Annotated in this window: 13 protein-coding genes; 12 read left to right on the top strand and 1 reads right to left on the bottom strand. The window is 60.3% G+C overall.

All coding sequences use genetic code 11. The annotated features are described in order from the left end of the window. The first annotated feature begins 6 nt into the window (after positions 1 to 6). The 12 genes from proQ to rmf all read left to right on the top strand — a co-directional run bounded on the left by proQ (position 7) and on the right by rmf (position 19,371). Positions 7 to 648, top strand: coding sequence for an RNA chaperone ProQ (gene proQ, locus KW824_RS00380; protein WP_042648245.1), 642 nt, complete (start codon positions 7 to 9; stop codon positions 646 to 648). Positions 649 to 656: 8 nt separating this feature from the next. After that, the gene (gene prc, locus KW824_RS00375) at positions 657 to 2,669 is read left to right on the top strand and encodes a carboxy terminal-processing peptidase (RefSeq protein WP_218408557.1); all 2,013 of its coding nucleotides are present in this window, start codon (positions 657 to 659) and stop codon (positions 2,667 to 2,669) included. A gap of 138 nt (positions 2,670 to 2,807) precedes the next feature. Beyond that, a complete protein-coding gene (pepN, locus tag KW824_RS00370) occupies positions 2,808 to 5,432 on the top strand; it encodes an aminopeptidase N (RefSeq protein ID WP_218408556.1) in 2,625 nt (874 codons plus the stop codon). A gap of 63 nt (positions 5,433 to 5,495) precedes the next feature. Further along, the gene (locus KW824_RS00365; RefSeq protein ID WP_005329605.1) at positions 5,496 to 5,717 is read left to right on the top strand and encodes a DUF2835 family protein; all 222 of its coding nucleotides are present in this window, start codon (positions 5,496 to 5,498) and stop codon (positions 5,715 to 5,717) included. 456 nt (positions 5,718 to 6,173) lie between these two features. Continuing rightward, the gene (locus KW824_RS00360; RefSeq protein WP_218408555.1) at positions 6,174 to 11,036 is read left to right on the top strand and encodes an NAD-glutamate dehydrogenase; all 4,863 of its coding nucleotides are present in this window, start codon (positions 6,174 to 6,176) and stop codon (positions 11,034 to 11,036) included. Positions 11,037 to 11,082: 46 nt separating this feature from the next. After that, positions 11,083 to 12,093: a quinone-dependent dihydroorotate dehydrogenase gene (pyrD, locus tag KW824_RS00355; RefSeq protein WP_218408554.1), complete on the top strand. Its 1,011-nt coding sequence runs from the start codon at positions 11,083 to 11,085 to the stop codon at positions 12,091 to 12,093. Positions 12,094 to 12,178: 85 nt separating this feature from the next. Continuing rightward, positions 12,179 to 12,715, top strand: coding sequence for a cell division protein ZapC (locus tag KW824_RS00350; protein ID WP_218408553.1), 537 nt, complete (start codon positions 12,179 to 12,181; stop codon positions 12,713 to 12,715). Between the two features lie 283 nt (positions 12,716 to 12,998). Next, positions 12,999 to 15,170 carry a bifunctional 23S rRNA (guanine(2069)-N(7))-methyltransferase RlmK/23S rRNA (guanine(2445)-N(2))-methyltransferase RlmL gene (gene rlmKL / locus KW824_RS00345; protein ID WP_218408552.1) on the top strand — a complete coding sequence of 724 codons (2,172 nt, stop codon included), beginning with the start codon at positions 12,999 to 13,001 and terminating at the stop codon, positions 15,168 to 15,170. Beyond that, on the top strand, positions 15,170 to 15,400 hold the full coding sequence (locus tag KW824_RS00340) for a glutaredoxin family protein (protein ID WP_218408551.1): 231 nt from the start codon (positions 15,170 to 15,172) through the stop codon (positions 15,398 to 15,400). Before rlmKL ends, KW824_RS00340 begins: the two co-directional genes overlap by 1 nt. 68 nt (positions 15,401 to 15,468) lie before the next feature. Then, positions 15,469 to 17,379 (top strand): ABC transporter ATP-binding protein, encoded by a 1,911-nt coding sequence (locus tag KW824_RS00335; RefSeq protein ID WP_218408550.1) that lies wholly within the window; start codon positions 15,469 to 15,471, stop codon positions 17,377 to 17,379. Between the two features lie 8 nt (positions 17,380 to 17,387). After that, positions 17,388 to 19,034 carry a DUF3466 family protein gene (locus KW824_RS00330; RefSeq protein ID WP_182310714.1) on the top strand — a complete coding sequence of 549 codons (1,647 nt, stop codon included), beginning with the start codon at positions 17,388 to 17,390 and terminating at the stop codon, positions 19,032 to 19,034. Positions 19,035 to 19,191: 157 nt separating this feature from the next. Further along, positions 19,192 to 19,371: a ribosome modulation factor gene (rmf, locus tag KW824_RS00325; protein ID WP_005315693.1), complete on the top strand. Its 180-nt coding sequence runs from the start codon at positions 19,192 to 19,194 to the stop codon at positions 19,369 to 19,371. Between the two features lie 83 nt (positions 19,372 to 19,454). On the opposite strand, the gene fabA is transcribed toward rmf, so the two are convergent. Beyond that, a complete protein-coding gene (gene fabA / locus KW824_RS00320; RefSeq protein WP_005329590.1) occupies positions 19,455 to 20,015 on the bottom strand; it encodes a 3-hydroxyacyl-[acyl-carrier-protein] dehydratase FabA in 561 nt (186 codons plus the stop codon). Positions 20,016 to 20,021 lie beyond the last annotated feature (6 nt).

Raw genomic sequence — 20,021 nt, 5'->3', positions numbered from 1 at the left:
TTATACATGGAAAACACTGAAAAGCTGAAGAACAGTAAAGAGATCGTTGCCTACCTGGTCGAGAAATTCCCGGCCTGCTTCATCGCTGAAGGAGAGGCCAAGCCACTCAAGATTGGCATCTTCCAGGATCTGGCCGCGCGTCTTGCTGATGACGAGAGAGTCTCCAAGACCATGCTGCGCTCTGCTCTGCGTCAATACACCTCCAGCTGGCGTTACCTGCATGGCCTCAAGGCTGGCCAGGCCCGTGTCGATCTGGATGGCAATCCCGGTGAGCTGCTGACCGAAGAGCACATCGAGCATGCCAAACAGGCGCTCAAGGAGAGCAAAGAGCGTGTCTTTGCCAGCCGCCGTACCAACACCAAGGAGAAGGAAGACAAGCCCAAGCAGCCGCGCCGCAACGCGCCGCGCAAGGCCGATGCGCCCCGCTCCGACAAGCCCAAGTCTGCTGCCCCCAAGGCCGCACCTGTAGCCGATGCTCCCCTGGTCAAAGTGGATGCCGCCACCCTGAAAGTGGATCAAGGCGTGCGCGTCGTGCTGGGCAAATCTCCCGTGCCTGCGACCATCAAGGAAGTGACCAAGGATGACGTACAGGTTCAATTGCAGACCGGCATGATGTTGCGGGTCAAGTTCGAGCATCTGGTTCTCTAAGGAGACGAATGTTGAAGCATGGCGTGATTCGTTTTTCCCTCGTTGCCTGTAGCCTGGCGCTCGCCGGGCTCGCACAGGCCATCGAGCCGGTGCTCAAGGAAAGTGATTTGCCTGTGTTGGCTCAGGAGAGCCAACATGCTACGGCCAGCAAGCGAATTGCCAATCTGTTTACCCGCTCTCATTACAAACAGTTCAAGCTGGACGATGCCTTTTCCTCCGTGATTTTTGACAAATATCTGGAGAATCTGGACTACAGCCGCAACCTGTTTCTGGCCTCTGACATCAGCCGTTTTGAAAAGTACCGTACCGGTTTTGACACCGACCTCGAGAGAGGGCGTCTGGCTCCGGCCTACGAGATGTTCAACCTGAGTCAGCAGCGGCGTTACGAGCGGTTCGAATACGCCCTCAAACTGCTCGACACTCCCCTGGATTTCACCCAGCCCGACAATTACATCTTCGATCGGGAAGGGGCTCCCTGGCCCAAAGACGAGGCTGAGCTCGACGAGCTGTGGCGTCAGCGGGTCAAGTTTGATGCCCTGAGTCTCAAGCTCAGCGGCAAGGAGTGGCCCGAGATCAAGGAGCTGCTTGGCAAGCGTTACAACAACGCCATCAAGCGGATGTCCCAGACCGAGAGCGAGGATGTGTTCCAGCTCTTCATGAACTCCTTCGCCCGTGCCATCGAGCCGCACACCAGCTACCTCTCGCCGCGCAGCGCCGATCGCTTCAACACCGAGATGAACCTCTCGCTGGAAGGTATTGGGGCCGTGCTGCAGGCGGAAGATGACTTCACCGTCATCCGCTCCCTGGTGCCCGGCGGCCCGGCAGCCAAGTCCAACCACCTCAAGCCCGATGACAAGATCACCGGGGTGGGGCAGGACGACGGCAAGATTGTCGATGTGATCGGCTGGCGTCTCGATGATGTGGTCGAACTCATCAAGGGCCCGAAAGGCAGCAAGGTGAAGCTGGAGATCCAGCGCGGCAAGGGCGCGACCGCCAAGACCGAGCTGGTTGAGCTGACCCGTGACAAGGTGCGTCTGGAAGACAGGGCCGCCAAGTCCAAGGTGATCACCGCCGAAGGCAAGAAGATAGGGGTGCTCGAGGTCCCGAGCTTCTACGTCAATCTCCATGACGACGTCATCAAGGAACTCTCCAGTCTCAACAAGCAGAAGATCGATGGTCTCATCGTCGATCTGCGTGGCAACGGCGGCGGTGCCCTGACCGAAGCCTCGGCCCTGAGCGGTCTGTTCTTCGCCAGCGGTCCCGTGGTGCAAATTCGTGATCATATGGGCCGTATCACGGTCAATGGTGACGACGACGGCAACGTCTACTACGGCGGCCCCATGTCGGTGATGATCGACCGTTACAGCGCCTCGGCCTCCGAGATCTTCGCCGCTGCCATGCAGGATTACGGCCGCGCCCTGATCCTCGGTGAGAACTCGTTCGGCAAGGGCACGGTGCAGCAGCATCGCAGCCTCGCCAAGGTCTACGACTTCTACGAGCAGCCGCTGGGTCACGTTCAGTACACCATCGCCAAGTTCTACCGGATCGATGGTGGCAGCACCCAGAACAAGGGGGTGGCACCGGACATCGGCTTCCCGACCGCGGTCTCGCCGGACGAGACCGGGGAGAGCCGGGAGTTCAACGCCTTGCCCTGGGACAAGATAGCTTCGGCCAGTTACGACAAGCTGGGGGACTTCTCCAGTCTGCTGCCCAGGTTGAAGTCGGCTCACGAGGCGCGGATCGCCAAGGATCCTGAATTTGCCTACGTGCTGCAGGACATCAAGGAGTATCAGGCGGATCAGGACAAGAAGTCGGTCTCCCTGAACGAAGCCGAGCGACTGGCGGATCAGGCCAAGCAGGACGAGAAGGCGCTGGCGCGAGCCAACGAGCGACTGACCCGTCTTGGCAAGCCGACGGTGAAGAGCCGGGATGAACTGCCGACCGATTTCGAGGCCCCTGACGAGTATCAGATTGAAGCCGCGAACATCACGGCGGATCTGGCGAGGCTCAGCAAGGGCTGAGAATCCAGGGTGCATCAGCATGAATACAAGGGCGACTTCGGTCGCCCTCTCTTTTGGCGGAATGCAAACTATTTGACCCTGCCGAATCGTTGTGACAGCCTCTGACACGTCAATAACAAAGCGTGGAAGCACACAATAATGACCGATCACTCCCAGGCCATGACGGCCAAGTATCGCCAGGATTACCGGGCGCCCCTCTACTGGATCGACAGCATCGATCTCGATTTTCAACTGCAGGAGCCCCTGACCCGGGTCACCGCCATCTCCCGCCTGCGCCGCAACGGCGAGCACAACGAGCCGCTGGTGCTGGATGGGGAAGGATTGGTCTTGCACAGCGTCAGCGTGGACGGTGTCCCCTTCACCCAGTTCGAGCAAGGGGAGAGCAGTCTGACCCTGTTCAACCTGCCTGCCGAATGTGTGCTGACCATAGTCACGGATCTGGACCCCGCCGCCAACACGGCGCTGGAAGGGCTCTACAAGTCCGGCGATGCCTACTGCACCCAGTGTGAGGCAGAGGGCTTTCGCCGCATCACCTATTACCTGGACAGGCCCGACATCCTGGCCCGCTACAGCACCCGCATCAGCGCCGACAAGGCCAAATACCCCTACCTGCTCTCCAACGGCAACAAGGTCGACAGCGGCGAACTGGAAGGTGGTCGCCACTTTGTGCAGTGGCAGGATCCCTTCCCCAAGCCGAGCTACCTGTTTGCCCTGGTGGCCGGTGATTTTGACGTGGAGCGGGGTAGCTACGCTACCCAAAGTGGCCGCGAGGTGGCTCTGGAGATCTTCGTCGACAAGGGGAACCTCGATCGCGCCGGTTTCGCCATGGAGAGCCTGATCAACGCGATGCGCTGGGACGAGCAGCGTTTCGGCCTCGAGTATGACCTCGACATCTATATGATCGTGGCGGTGGACTTCTTCAACATGGGCGCCATGGAGAACAAGGGGCTGAACATCTTCAACTCCAAGTTCGTGCTGGCCAACCCGGCGACCGCCACCGACAGTGACTACCACGGCATCGAGCGGGTCATCGCCCACGAATACTTCCACAACTGGACCGGCAACCGCGTTACCTGCCGCGACTGGTTCCAGCTCAGTCTCAAAGAGGGGCTGACGGTGTTCCGGGATCAGGAGTTCTCCTCGGATCTGGGCTCACGCGGCGTCAACCGCATCAACAACGTGCGTACCGTGCGCGGGCCGCAGTTCGCCGAAGATGCCGGCCCCATGGCTCACCCCATTCGCCCGGATGTGGTGATCGAGATGAACAACTTCTACACCCTGACCGTCTACGAGAAGGGCTCTGAAGTGATCCGCATGCTGCATACCCTGCTGGGTGAGGATAAGTTCCAGGCCGGCATGCGCCTCTACTTCGAGCGTCACGACGGCTCGGCCGCCACCTGCGATGATTTCGTGCAGGCGATGGAGGATGCTTCCGGTGTGGATCTCGGCCGTTTCCGCCGTTGGTACAGCCAGTCCGGCACGCCCGAGCTGACCGTGACCGACGAATACGATGCCGAAAGCGGCGTCTATTGTCTGCACGTGCGCCAGCACACGCCGCCGACCCAGGATCAGCCGCAGAAGCTGCCACTGCACATTCCCCTCGACATCGAACTCTATGACGAGCAGGGTGCCGTCATTGCGCTGCAGTATCAGGGCAAGGCCATCGGCAACGTGCTCGATGTGCTGGAAGAAGAGCAGACCTTCGAATTCGATCAGGTGCCGGTCAAGCCGGTGCCCTCCCTGCTGCGGGACTTCTCCGCGCCGGTCAAGCTGCGCTATGACTACAGTGATGAGGCGCTCGCCTTCCTGATGCGCTTTGCCCGCAACGAGTTTGCCCGCTGGGATGCCGCCCAGATGCTGATCAACAAGGCGGTCATCGACGGGGTGGTGCGGGTGCAGCAGGGGCAGGGGGTTGAGCTCTCCCAAACCCTGCTGGCCGCCTTCGTCGCCATTCTGGACGAGGCCGAGCTGGACTCGGCTCTCAAGGCGGAGATCCTGGCGCTGCCCGGTGAGGCGACCCTGGCCGAGCTGTTCGAGGTGGCCGACATCGATGCCATCCATCGGGTGCGGGATGCCATCCATGGCCAGCTCGCCGAGGCCTTCGGCGCGCGCCTGACGGCTACCTATGAGCGCCTGCGGCTGACGAGGTATAGGGTGATCCATGCCGACACCGCCAAGCGCGCCCTCAAGGGGGTGGTACTCGGCTATCTGGCGGCGCTGGATGCAGAGCATGCCGATGCGCTGGTGCGCGAGCAGTATGCAACCGCCGACAACATGACCGACACCCTGGCGGCGCTGCAGGTGGCCAACGGCTATCTACTGCCATGCCGCGCCGCACTGCTGGCCGATTTTGAGGGCAAGTGGGCCCATGACGGCCTGGTGCTGGACAACTGGCTGCGCCTGGTGGGCTGCAAGCCTGCCGCCGACGTGCTGGATGAGGTGAAACAGGCCATGAGCCACCCCACCTTCAGCATCCGCAACCCGAACCGGTTGCGGGCCCTGATCGGCAGCTTCGCCATGAGCAATCAGGTGCAGTTCCATGCGGTGGATGGCAGCGGCTATCGCTTCCTGACCGACCTCCTGATCGCGCTCAACGAGGTCAACCCCCAGGTGGCGTCCCGCCTCATCACCCCGCTCATCCAGTTCAAGCGGCTGGATGAGGGGCGCAAGACGCTTATCCGCGCCGAGCTGACCCGTCTGGCCAACCTCGAGGGACTGGCGCGGGATCTGTTCGAGAAGGTAAGCAAGGCACTGGCGCAGTAAGGTTGCAGGTCACGGGCAGGGGAGCCAGGTTCTCCTGCCCGTTTTTCATCAAGAGGAGGGGGAATGAGGCAGTACACCTTTCGGCTGGCCCTCAGCCGCGACGAGATCATGCTGATGTACCAGGGCCAGGCCAGACGGCTGGTGGTGCGCACCGAGCAGGGGTTGACCATAGAGTTGGGCCTGGAAAAGATCCGCTCCTTCGTCAGCGTCAACGGGGTGCACGGCTACTTTCGGCTGGTCACCCAGGAAGATCACCGCTTTGTTCGCCTGGAGAGGCTCTCCTGAGTGCCGCTCACTCTCTAAGAAAGCGATGTCCTTCTTGGATCATTCCGTAGGTTTCTGCCTAGAAAGGGTCGCTTGCCGTAGTCGAACCACTCGTGTGAGCGTCCTATAGAGGGGAATACGCCTGCTTGCGACGCCAAATACAGGACGATGAACGTCTGGTTAGCCCGAAACGCATAAATTAACAAAACATGAACACAATTCCGGGTAAATATCTGCTTTAAGTCACTATCTATCCGGTTAATCGACTGACAGGCAGTGCGATTTTCTAAATTTTAGCGACTTGGCAAAATTTATCACAACCCAAGCCGTGATCTGCCCCTTGTTTTTAACATCCCGTTATCACCTTTGCTCGCCTTCCTTGATCCAACTCATTACACTTCGCAGCAACTCTGTACCGGCGCACATCCTGGGTGGATGTCGCCGTGTCTGTGATGTCGTCCGATAAGGAAACTAGCAATGGCATTGAAAGACGCCCCTACCTCAGTTCTGCTCGAAAACGTTCTCAGCCTGATCCATCAGAAATTGCCCAAGAACAGCGCCTCCCTGGTCGAATGCTTCGTCGCCAAGTTCTACGGCAACATGGCGAGCACCGACCTGCACGATCGCAATGACAGCGATCTCTACGGGGCGGCGCTGAGCCTGTGGAATGCGCTCAACCAGCGCACCAGCACAGAGCCCTATATCCGGGTCTACAACCCCGAGCTGACCCGCCACGGATGGCAGTCTCCCCATACCATCGTCGAGATCATCCTGCAGGACTCCCCGTTCCTGGTGGATTCCATCCGCATGGCCCTCAAGCGTCGGGGCATCACGGCCCACATGATGCTACACCAGCCGCTGCACCTCATTCGCGGCAGCGAAGGCAAGATAGGCGCCATCCTGGATCTCGACAATACGGCTTCCCAGACCTCGGTCGAGACCGCCTTCCTCATCGAGATCGATCATCTTACGGATGAGGAACAGATGGATGCCCTGACCGCCGAGCTCAACTCGGTGGCGAGGGAAGTGGCCCTGGCGGTCGGGGATTGGCAACCCATGCTGGGTCGCCTGAACGAGATCATCGAGGAGTTGCCCAAGCGCAAGAACCCGGTCAGCCAGGCCGAGGTGGACTCCTGCGTCGCCTTCCTCAAATGGGTGGCTGCCCACAACTTCACCCTGATGGGCTATCGCCGTTATGACGTGAAAGCGGTGGAGGGGGATCACGAGATCCTGCCCCAGCCGGAATCCAGCCTGGGCCTGATGAAGAACTCCATCAAGGACGAAGGCCAGCGCCTGGGCAGCATGCCCGCCAGCGCCCGTCACGCGGCCCTGAGCTCTGACTTGCTGATCCTCACCAAGTCCAACGCCAAGTCCCGGGTACACCGTCCGGCCTATGTGGATTACATCGGCATCAAGCGCTTCGACGAACACGGCAAGGTGGTGGGGGAAGATCGCTTCATCGGTCTCTACGCCTCCTCCATCTACAACACCAGTGCCACCCAGATCCCCCTCATCAGCCACCGCCTCGAGCGCATCATGGCCGCCTCCGGTCACGAGAAGGGCTCCCACGCCTACAAGGCGTTGCTCAACGTGCTGGAGACCTATCCGCGCGACGAGCTTATTCAGGCCCGTGAAGAGGAGCTGCTGGCCACCGGCCTCGGCGTGCTGGAGATGCAAGAGCGTGACATGCTGCGCCTGTTCGTGCGTCGCGACGTCTACGGCCGTTTCTTCTCCTGCATGGTCTATGTCACCAAGGAGCGCTACAACACGGCGCTGCGGGTCAAGACCCAGCAAATTTTGCAGAAGTATTTTGGCAGCAGCTTTGATGTGGAGTTCAACGTCTACTTCACCGAAGGCGTACTGGCACGGACCCACTACATAGTGCGGGTCAACAACAACAACGTGGATGTGGATGTGAACGAAGTACAGAACAACCTGATTGAAGCGGCCCGCAGCTGGGACGACCGCCTGGACTCCGTGCTGCTCTCCCATTATGGGGAAGCCCGAGGCAACGAACTGCGCCGCCGTTTCAGCACTGCCTTCCCTCGTGCTTACAAGGAAGACGTGCTGCCGGGCTCTGCCGTGGCCGACATCATGGCCCTCGATAGCCTGAGTGAAGCCGAGCCGCTGGGCATGCTGTTCTACCGTGCCCAGGAAGAAGAGAACGATCGCCGGGTGCGTCTCAAGCTGTTCCACCGCACCGAACCCATCCACCTCTCCGACGTCTTGCCCATGCTGGAAAACATGGGGCTGCGCGTCATCGGTGAGACGCCCTATCAGGTGCGCACCCCGAGTGGCGAGATCTTCTGGATCCTCGACTTCTCCATGCTGCTGCGCGGCGATCAGCCATTCGATCTGGCCCAGAGCCAGCAGCGCTTCCAGCAGGCCTTCGCCGCCATCTGGAACAAGACCCTGGAAGATGACGGCTTCAACCGTCTGGTACTGGGGGCAGGCCTCACCGGTCGCCAGGTCTCTGTGCTGCGCGCCTATGCGAAATACATGCGCCAGACCGGCGTCTCCTTCAGCCAGTCCTATATCGAGGAGACCCTGACCCGTTATCCCGACATCGCAGAGCTGCTGTTCACCCTGTTCGATCTGCGACTCAATCCTGCCATCAAGCAGGACGCCAAGGCGCCATCGCAAGATGCCAAGGCATTAGCCAAGCTGCACGAGCAGCTCGCCGCCAAGCTGGATCAGGTGGCGAACCTGGACGACGATCGCATCATCCGCCGCTACATGGAGATGATCGACGCCACCCTGCGCACCAACTACTACCAGCCGGATCAGGAGGGTCAGGCCAAGCCCTACATCTCCTTCAAGCTGGCCCCCTCCAGCATCACCGACATGCCGCTGCCGCTGCCGAAATTCGAGATCTTCGTCTACTCGCCGCGGGTGGAAGGGGTGCATCTGCGCTGGGGCAAGGTGGCCCGTGGCGGCCTGCGCTGGTCCGATCGCAAGGAGGACTTCCGCACCGAGGTACTGGGGCTGGTCAAGGCGCAGCAGGTGAAGAACACCGTCATCGTGCCGGTCGGCGCCAAGGGCGGTTTCTATTGCAAGCAGATGCCGGTGGGCGCGCCCCGCGCCGTCATCCAGGAAGAGGGCAAGGCCTGCTACCGCCTGTTCATCCGCGGCCTGCTCGATGTCACCGACAACATCATCAAGGGGGAGGTGATCCCGCCGAAATCCGTGGTGCGTCACGACGAGGATGACTACTACCTGGTCGTGGCCGCCGACAAGGGCACCGCCACCTTCTCCGACATCGCCAACGAGATAAGCCAGGAGTATGGCCACTGGCTCGGTGATGCCTTCGCCTCCGGCGGCTCGGTCGGTTATGACCACAAGAAGATGGGCATCACGGCGCGCGGCGCCTGGGAATCGGTCAAGCGTCACTTCCGCGAGATCGGCGTCAACTGCCAGACCACCGACTTCACCTGCGTGGGGATAGGTGACATGGCCGGCGACGTGTTCGGCAATGGCATGCTGCTCTCCGAGCACACCCAGCTGGTGGGCGCCTTTAACCACATGCACATCTTCATCGACCCGACCCCCGATGCGGCCAGGAGCTTCGTCGAGCGGCAGCGGCTGTTCGAGCTGCCGGGTTCGAGCTGGGATGACTACAACCGGGAGCTCATCTCGGCAGGGGGCGGCATCTTCCTGCGCTCCGCCAAGTCCATCAAGCTGAGCCCGCAAATTCAGACCCTGCTCGGCACCGACAAGGCCAGCATGGCCCCGAACGAGCTGATCAAAGCGCTGCTCTGCCTCAACGTGGACCTGCTCTGGAACGGCGGCATCGGCACCTATGTGAAGAGCGCCCGCGAGAGCGACGCCGACGTGGGGGATCGCAGCAACGACGTGCTGCGGGTCAATGGCCGTGACCTGCGTGCCCGCATCGTGGGAGAGGGCGGCAACCTGGGCTTCACCCAGCTCGGTCGGGTGGAGTACGCCAGCCAGGGCGGTCACATCAACACCGACTTTACCGACAACGTGGGCGGGGTGGATTGCTCCGACAACGAGGTCAACATCAAGATACTGCTGAACCAGCTGGTGGCCGCCGGCGACATGACCCTCAAGCAGCGCAACCAGATGCTGTACGAGATGACCGACGACGTGGCCCAGATCGTCATCACCAACGCCTATCGCCAGTCCCAGTCCATCTCGGTCACGGCGTTCCGTGGCGCCGAGCAGTTGAAAGAGCAGCAACGCTTCATCCAGGGGCTGGAGCGGGAAGGCAAGCTGGACCGTGCGCTGGAGTTCCTGCCCTCCGACGAGGAGCTCTCCGAGCGGATGGCAGCAGGGCAGGGGCTGACCCGTCCCGAGCTGGCGGTGCTGGTGGCCTACGGCAAAATGGTACTGAAAGAGCAGCTCAACTGCCCGGAAGTGACCGAGGAGCCCTTCCTCGCCAACATGCTGGTCACCAGCTTCCCGGCCCAGTTGCAGCAGCAGTTCGGTGCCGAGCTGGCTCAGCACCCGCTGCGCGGCGAAATCATCGCGACCCGGGTGGCCAACATGCTGGTCAACGACATGGGGCTCAACTTCGCCAGCCGGATGAAGGACGAGACTGGTGTCTCGGTAGCCGAAGTGGCTTGCTGCTTCGCCATGGCCCGTGAGGTATTTGGTCTGGGTACCCTGTGGCGTGACATCGAAGGGTGTGACAACCTGGTGAGTGCCGAGACCCAGCTCGAGCTGATGTTCTACAGCCGCCGCATCGTGCGCCGCGCCACCCGCTGGTTCCTGCGCGCCCGCAACCGCACCTGGAGCATCGGCGAGAACATAGCCTTCTTCCGTCCGGCCTTCGAGACCCTGGGGGAGCACCTCTACGAGGTGATGGACGAGAGCGAAGTGGCCGAGCATCGCCAGGCCGTCGCCGCCCTGGTGGCCAAACAGGTGCCGGAAGCCATCGCCCGTCAGGTGGCTCATATGAGCAGCCTGTTCTCCAGCCTGGATCTGGCGCAGATTGCCGCGGAGCACAAGACCGACATCCTGCGCGCCGCCAACGTTTACTACCGTCTCGGCGCCAAGCTCGATCTGCACTGGTTCCTCGAGCAGATCAACCATCAACCGGTGGGCAACCACTGGCAGGCGATGGCCCGGGCCTCCTTCCGCGAGGATCTGGACTGGCAGCAACGCAGCCTCACCTCAGTGGTACTGGAAGGGTGCAAAGAGCAGGGAGAATGCGCTACCATACTGGCCGACTGGATTTCGGAGCATGAGCAACTCTTGTCCCGTTGGACCCACATGTTGGCCGACTTCAAGACCACGAGTACTCACGAGTTCGCCAAGTTCTCGGTGGCCTTGCGAGAGTTGAACCTGCTCCAGTTGAATTGCCGAACCTCGGCATAACCCCAAAAGCCCCGGCCAGTTGCCGGGGCTTTTTTAAGGAGCAAACATGCTGTACCCCCTCGCCAGGCATTTTCTGTTCAAACTCAATCCCGAACAGGCACACGATCTCTCCATCAAGTATTTGCCCCGCCTTCTCGGTACACCGCTCGATTGTTTCTTCCGTCATTCACTCCCCCAACGCCCCGTCACTGTCATGGGGCTTAATTTTGCCAATCCGGTGGGACTGGCGGCCGGTCTCGATAAAGACGGGGAGTGTATCGACGCATTTGGTGCCATGGGGTTCGGTTTTATTGAAGTAGGGACTGTGACCCCCAAGCCCCAGAGTGGAAATGACAAGCCGCGGTTGTTCCGGGTAATTCCGGCGGAAGGGATCATCAACCGGATGGGATTCAACAACAAGGGTGTCGATCATCTGGTGGCCAAGGTGAAAGAGGCCAAATATCAGGGGGTGATCGGCATCAATATCGGCAAGAACAAGGACACTCCCATCGAGCAGGGCAAGGACGATTATCTGATCTGCATGGACAAGGTCTATAATCATGCCGGTTATATTGCCGTCAATATCTCTTCCCCCAACACCCCGGGGCTGCGTTCGCTGCAATATGGAGAGGCGCTGGATGAATTGCTGGCTGCCCTCAAGGTGCGCCAGCAGGAGCTGGCCGTGCAATATAAGAAGTACGTGCCGCTAGCCGTTAAAATTGCCCCCGACCTCAGCCTGGATGAAATTAATCAGGTTGCCGCCTCCTTGATCAAAAACGGGATCGATGGCGTCATCGCCACCAATACCACCCTGGAGCGCGACATGATTTATGACATGCCCCATGCCGGTGAAGCAGGGGGTCTTAGTGGTCGTCCGCTCCAGCACAAGAGCACAGAGGTGATCCGCCTGCTGGCCAAGGCCCTCAATGGGGCTCTGCCGATCATAGGGGTGGGCGGTATTGACAGCGCCATGGCCGCCCGGGAGAAATTAGCGGCGGGTGCCAGTCTGGTCCAGATTTACAGCGGCTTTATTTATAAGGGTCCGAGTCTGGTCAAAGAGATCGTTACCCATATTTAAAAGATAACCGGTTGCCCTTATTTAAAGTTGCTCAAATTCTCGACATGGAATAAAGTCGAGGAACGGCTTAAGTAAGGGCAACTCCATGTGTATCCAACCCAATGACAATTGGCAGTGGCATTATGATGCTCAGGATGACCGTCTGATGCTGGATTTATCCGATCGCATGATATTCGCCACCGAATATAAGGGGCGACAGCTCGTTCCCAGCTCCTTCACGACCCAGCCTTTTTGCGTCGACGATGCCGCCCTCTATTATCAGCTGATGGACAAGGCCGCCGAACTCGATTGGAGTGTTCCCCATCAGGTTCAGCTGGTACTCAATGCCATCGCCGTCAGTCGCTTTTATAAACCCCTGATGCCACAAAGCTGGTTCTTTCATGAACAGCAGACTCACTTTATTCCGGATATGGGCGCCCTGGTGTGGATGGAGACTCCCCATGGCAGGGGAGAGTTCATGGTCATCGAGGCCGGTGATCAGGCGAGCGTCTGCCTGAACCTGACCGAGGAACTGGTGCTGACCGCCAGCAAGATCCTGCCAAGGTTCGCGGTGATCAAGGTGATGAATAACCGGATGCAGACCAGGACTCGTGTCCACGCACAATATCGACAGGTCAGCTGATACTGCCTCTGCTCGTTATTTTTGGTTGATATTCATACGCCCTCGAAATAACCGACACCGGTTATTTATCGCTCGTCTCTCCCATGCCGTTGCGGCACCTTCCTTGAGTCAATTCGTCGCCGTTTGGCGCATGCCCTTCTGCACTGGATATTGCGTTGCATCGTCTTGCACGCGCCTCTGTGCTGGCGACAAGAGCAAGAACGGAGGGGATTGCGCCGGCCAGCCCCTTTATATTCGCGCGAACCCCAAGGTTCGGATGCCGAGTGCGGGCCGATAAGGTATAATGCGGCACTATTTTTATGGCATCCCCGTGAGCGTGATGAAAGAATTTTTTGCAACCTGCCCCAAGGGGCTGGAAAACCTGCTGGCCGTCGAGCTGACCACCCTGGGCGCGGAGCAGGTCCGTGAGACCGTGGCCGGCGTCCACTTCAAAGGCGAACTGGCCATTGGCTACAAGGCCTGTCTGTGGAGCCGTTTTGCCTCCCGCATCGTGCTGGTGCTCTCCGAATTCCAGATGAACGACGATCTGGATCTCTATCTCGGTGCCCACACCATTCCCTGGGAAGAGCACTTCCCCGGCACTGCCACCATCGCCGTGGACTTCACCGGTACCAACCCGGCCATTCGCAACACCCAGTACGGCGCGCTGAAGATCAAGGATGCCATCGTTGATCGCTTCACCAAGCGCGGCCATGTGCGCCCGGACGTCGACAAGAAGTCGCCGGACATCCGCATCATGGCGCACCTGGGCAAGGGCAAGGCCAATATCACCCTGGACCTGTCCGGCCCTGCGCTGCACCAGCGCTTCTACCGTCAGGGCACAGGCGAGGCGCCGCTCAAAGAGAACCTGGCCTGCGCCATGATTGCCCGCAGCGGCTGGACCGGCGAGCCCATGATGGACCCCATGTGCGGCTCAGGTACTCTGCTCATCGAAGCGGCCTTCATCGCCGCCGACATGGCGCCGGCCCTGCGCCGCGAACGCTTCGGTTTCGATCGCTGGCTGCAACACGATGGCGAACTGTGGCAGAGCCTGATGATGGAAGCCCAGGTGCGCGCCAAGCGCGGCATGCAGCGCTGCGAAGCCAAGCTGTTTGGCTGCGATGCCGACCCTCGCGTGCTGATGAAGGCCCGCGACAACGCCAAGGCGGCCGGGGTGGCCCACCTCATCACCTTCAAGCAGGCCGACGTGACCGCGCTCGAGAACCCGCTGCCGATGCCTGCAGTGGAAGGGGAGGCCCGCGAGATCGGCATGCTGATCTCCAACCCGCCCTATGGCGAGCGTCTGGGGGAGTTCCCGGCCCTGCTGGAAGTGCACCAGGCCCTGGGCGATGCCTTGCGCCGCAGCTTCCAGGGCTGGAAGGTCACCATACTGTCTGCCTCCCCTGAGCTCCTGAGCTGCCTGCGCCTGCGGGCGGACAAGCAGTATCGCCTGTTCAACGGGGCACTGGAGTGCCAGCTGCGCAACTACCAGATTGCGCTCGACTCCGTGGCCTCCCAGAAAGAGGTGGCCCAGGACTTTGCAAACCGCCTGCGCAAGAATCTGAAGACCCTCGAGAAGTGGGCCAGCAAGGAGGGGATCGACTGCTATCGCCTCTATGACGCCGACCTGCCGGAATACAACGCCGCCATCGACCGCTATCGGGACTACCTGGTGGTGCAGGAGTACGCCGCGCCCAAGGACATCCCCGCCCAGAAGACCCGTCAGCGTCTGCTCGACATGGTGCAGGCCGCCATCAAGGTGACCGGCATGGACGGCGAGAAGGTGATCCTGAAGGTGCGTGAGCGTCAGGAAGGCAAGCAGCAGTACCAGAAGCTCTCCGAAGAGCAGCACCGGATGGAGGTGCAGGAGTACGGCGCCCGTCTGTGGGTCAACCTCTACGACTACCTGGATACCGGCCTGTTCCTCGATCACCGTCAGACCCGTCGCATGCTGGGTCAGATGGCCCGCGGCAAGCGCTTCCTGAACCTGTTCGCCTACACCGGCAGTGCCACCGTGCACGCGGGCCTTGGCGGGGCGAGCGAAACCACGACGGTGGACATGTCCCACACCTACCTCAACTGGGCGCAGGACAACATGCGGCTCAACTCGCTGGTGGGCCGTCAGCACAAGTTCGTCCAGGCCGATTGCCTGAAGTGGCTCTCCGAGGCCGAGGATCAGTACGATCTCATCTTCATCGATCCGCCCACCTTCTCCAACTCCAAGCGGATGGACGAGAGCTTCGACGTGCAGCGGGATCACCTGCTGCTGATGCAGCACCTCAAGCGCCTGCTGGCGGCGGACGGCACCCTGGTGTTCTCCAACAACAAGCGTCACTTCAAGATGGATCTGGCCGGTCTCGAGGCCGCTGGCCTCAAGGCCCAGAACATCACCGGCAAGACCCGGCCGAAGGATTTCGAGCGCAACCAGCATATCCACAACTGCTGGATCATCACCCACGCCGAGACGCAGGCCTGATGCTGACCCTGTTTCACACCGACGGCTGCCACCTGTGCGAACAGGCCTGGGCGCTGGTGGAGGAGGCTGGCCTTGCCGCCAATACTCGCCAGTGCGACATCCTGGAGGACGAGCAGTGGCTTGCGGCCTACCGGGTGCGCATCCCGGTGCTGCGGGATGACGCCGGCCGCGAACTGGGCTGGCCCTTCACCCTGGCACAGCTCAAGGGCTGGCTTGCCCGTCAGGGGTGAGACTGATTTGACGATGAAACGGGGGCAGAGTCTGCCGCCCGTTTTTTCATAAGTAACAAGGAACAAACATGGCACTTTTGACATTGCACGGCGCTTGTCTGTCGTTCAGTGATTTCCCGCTGCTCGACAACGCCGAGCTGACCATAGAGCGCGGCGAGCGCCTCTGTCTGGTGGGCCGCAACGGGGCGGGCAAGTCCACCCTGATGAAGGTCATCGCGGGCGAGCTGTCTCTGGATGACGGCCGTCTGGTGTTGCAGCAGGACTTGAAGGTGACCCGTCTCGAGCAGGATCCGCCCGCCTCGAGCGAGCTGACCGTGTTCGACTATGCCGCTGAAGGGCTGGCCGGGGTGGGGGAGCTGCTCAAGCAGTACCACCACATCTCCCTGGAGCTGGGCCATGATCCCTCCGACGCCAACATCCGCAAGATGAGCGAATTGCAGGAGCAGCTCGACTACCAGAACGGCTGGCAGCTCGAGACCCGCATCAATCAGGTGCTGACCCTGCTGGGGCTGGATCCCGACGTGACCCTCGACAGTTTATCCGGTGGCTGGCTGCGCAAGGTGGCCCTGGCCCGTGCGCTCGCCTGCGACCCCGATCTGCTGCTGCTGGACGAGCCGACCAACCACCTGGACATCGACGCCATCAACTGGCTGGAAGAGTTCCTCAAGGATTTTCGCGGCGCCATCGTCTTCATCTCCCACGATCGGGAGTTCATCCACAAGCTGGCGACCCGGATCATCGATCTCGATCGGGGCGCCATCACCTCCTGGCCCGGCAATTACGATCAGTACCTGCAAGGGAAGGAGGAGTGGCTGCGGGTCGAGGAGCTGAAAAACGCCGAGTTCGACCGCAAGCTTGCCCAGGAAGAGGTGTGGGTGCGTCAGGGCATCAAGGCCCGCCGCACCCGCAACGAAGGGCGGGTGCGCGCCCTTGAGGCGATGCGCATGGAACGTTCCCAGCGCCGCGAGCTGCAGGGCAAGGCCAAGCTGCAGCTGGACGACGTCAACCGCTCCGGCAAGCTGGTGTTCGAGACCGAAGGGCTCGGCCTGGACTTTGGTGATCGCACCCTGTTCCAGGGGCTGGATCTGCAGGTGCTGCGGGGCGACAAGATTGCGCTGGTCGGCCCCAACGGCTGCGGCAAATCCACCCTCATCAAGCTCCTGCTGGGTCAGCTCGAGCCGAGCCGCGGGCGGGTCAAGGGCGGCACCAACCTGGAAGTGGCCTATTTCGATCAGTATCGCGAGCAGCTCGATCCCGAGCAGACCGTGGTGGACAACGTGGGGGAGGGCAAGCAGGAAGTGATGGTGCGTGGCCGCTCCCGCCACATCCTGGGCTACCTGCAGGACTTCCTGTTTGAGCCCAAACGGGCGCGGACCCCGGTCAAGGCCTTGTCAGGGGGCGAGAAAAACCGTCTACTGTTGGCCAAGCTGTTCCTCAAACCCAGTAACTTGTTGATTTTGGATGAACCAACCAACGACCTGGATGTCGAAACGCTGGAACTTTTGGAAGAGCTGCTGACCGATTACCCCGGTACCCTGCTGCTGGTCAGCCACGATCGCCGCTTCATCGACAATACGGTGACCGGCTGCTGGCTGTTTGAAGGGGACGGGCGGATCAGCGATTATGTGGGCGGCTATGCAGACATGATGGCCACCCGCGCCCTGCAGAGTCAGCAACAGGCGGCCAAGGCAACTGCGGCCAAAGTGGCAGAGCCTGTCGTGTTGGCGGCTGAGCCGGCGAAAAAAACACGCAAACTCTCTTACAAGTTGCAACTGGAGCTGGATAATCTGCCAGCCCGGCTGGAGCAGCTGGAAACGGAACTCGATGCCCTGCAGGCGGAGATCAACCATCCCGGGTTCTTCTCCCTGCCAGCGGAGCAGACCCAGTCCAAACTCGATGCATTGCATGCGGCAGAGTCCGCATTGGAACACGCCTTCTCCCGTTGGGAGGAGTTGGAAGCGTTGAAACATCAAGACTAAGGAAGTAGATGAAAAAGCAATTATCCATGCTGGCCATCCTGGTCGGCGCCAGCCTCAACGCGCAGGCGGCACAAAGCTCCTTCTTCACCATTGTCGATGACGAAGTCAAAGGATATGCCAGCGGGATCAGTGCCGATGGCAGCGGACTCATCGGGATCAACACCAAGAACAACATGGCCGAGTACTTCTCGACCGTGCGCTCTGCCGACTTCCTGGTCGATCGTTTCCGCTTTGAGCAGGGCTGTTTCCTCTCAAGCTCCGTTTGTGACTCCTTCTGGAATGACAACCCCGGGTTTGCCTACCAGTGGCGCCGTGACTTCCTTGATGGTGTCGATCAGCGCAGCGGCGTCGGTTATGTCGTCAGCAGTGAGACAGATGGTCTGGTGACGGCACTGGGTGAGACACCGGACACCCAGGTGGGCTACAAGATGAATGGCAAATTGCGCACCGCCTTTGCGGTCGCGGGGGATGGCAACACGGTTGAGCTGAAAGATGCCGCCAGCACCCACAGCCTGAGTGTCCCGACCAGCATCAAGAAACTGGACAACGGTCAGTACCTGGTGACCGGCACGGCCGCCAGCGGCAAGTACCGCCACAACGTGGGCGGTGACTTCTATAACTGGTGTTTCGCAGGCAATGACGACGAATACGGCGACTTCCGTTACTGTCCCGGGGTCGATACCCAGGCCAGCTTCTGGCTGCTCAATGGCTCAGGTGGCTTCAACAAGCTGATGCAGGCCAGTACGTATGGCCGTCAACGCGACGAAGTGCTGCAGACGGCCTCTGCTTTCGGTGCTGCGACGTTCAATGGCACCCTGTACGGCGTGGGCTACAGCTCCACCGGTGAAGTGGGTTCGGGGGATCTCGACGGCCGCAACCTGGCCAGTTACTGGACCCTGGATCTCGATGCCGGCACTGTGGGTACCACCAAGATAATCCCGCTGCCCGATGGCGAGCCGGGCAAGGATGACAGTGTGCTGCAAAATAGCTGGGCGGTGTCTGTCAACGAGAATGGTTATGTGATCGGCAACCAGCGTTACAGCATCAACAAGGGTCAGAACCGGCCGACCGAGATGTTCCTCTTCAATCTGAACAATCCGAGTTCGGCGGCAACCATACCCTTGCAGGACAAGCCGCTCTCCGGCTCCGGCTCCGAGGGCGCGGCCATCAACGATCACAACATGGTGGTCGGCTGGCGTGACTCCCGTCATCAGACCCAGCCTGTGGCCAACGGCACCAACCGCATGCAGGAAGCCTTCCTGCTCAATGCGGCCTCCCCGAACAACAACTGGTACCTGAACGACCTGATCTGTGGTCTGGATGATGCCGGCGCCAAGCAGTGTGCCCAGAATGGCAAGTATTACCATATTGCTTACGCCAGCGGTATCAGCAGCGATGGCACCATAGCCGCCACCGCCTATCGCTATAACAGCGAGAGCGATCTGAACCTGCGTACCAACGCGACCGTGGTCGCTGTCAAGTTGACGCCGACCGTGGCGGACTATCAGGGCAACACACCGGCCAACTATGTGGTCAGCAATGCGCCGGTCAACAACCAGACCGGTCAGGATGGTGAAGATGGCGGTGGTGGCAGCTTGTTCTGGTTGACACTGCTGGCCTTGCCCTTCGCCTGGCTGCGCCGTTACCAGCGATAAAAAATGCGTCATCAAAAATTAATGCAGTTCAGTATCTTGTGTCACAACGTCTGAATAGCATGGAATTTTTTGTTTGACCCTGCTTCCCCCCTGGGGTAAAGATGAAAGCGACCGGTGAAAACTTGGTCGCTTTTTTGTTCCACGAAGAGGGTCGTAGATGATGAAGAGACAGAAACGGGACCGTCTGGAGAGAGCTCGCGCTCGTGGTTATCAGGCTGGCGTAGTCGGCAAACAGAAAGAAGCGTGTCCGTATCAATGCCTGGATGCCAGAGGGCACTGGCTTGGTGGTTGGCGCGACGCCATGGAGGGGCGAGGCTCAGGCCTCTTCATGAAGTAACCGAGACTTCATCACTCATTACAAAAGGAAAGGGGCCATGGCGGCCCCTTTACGTTGTCACTCTCTGACCGGGTCAGAGCAGATCAGAATGCGGTGGTGTCTTTGAACAGGCCCACTTTCAGGTCGGTCGCGCTGTAGATCGGACGACCATCCACCTCGACCACGCCGTCGGCAATCCCCATCACCAGTTTGCGGTTGATGACGCGTTTGAAGGTGATCTTGTAGGTCACTTTCTTGGCGGTCGGCAGGATCTGGCCGGTGAATTTCACCTCGCCCACGCCCAGAGCGCGTCCCTTGCCAGGACCGCCTTTCCAGCCCAGGAAGAAACCGACCAGTTGCCACATGGCGTCGAGCCCCAGACAGCCCGGCATGACGGGGTCGCCAGGGAAATGGCAGTCAAAGAACCAGAGATCCGGAGTGATATCGAGTTCGGCCAGGATTTCGCCTTTGCCGTGCTCACCACCGTTGTCATTGATCTTGACGATGCGATCCATCATCAGCATGTTGGGGGCGGGCAGTTGGCTGTTACCCTCACCAAATAATTCGCCACGGCTGCAGGCAAGCAGCTCTTCACGGGTAAACGACTCTTTACCTTGTTCACACAGGGAGAGGCGGGGATTAGTGGTGTCGTTATCTAGGGTCACGCTGTT

Origin of the sequence: Aeromonas sp. sif0611 (genome assembly GCF_019218845.1) — a bacterium.
Taxonomy (GTDB): domain Bacteria; phylum Pseudomonadota; class Gammaproteobacteria; order Enterobacterales; family Aeromonadaceae; genus Aeromonas; species Aeromonas media.
The sequence above is the reverse complement of the archived record's forward strand: the minus strand, read 5'-3'. Positions and strand labels throughout refer to the sequence as shown.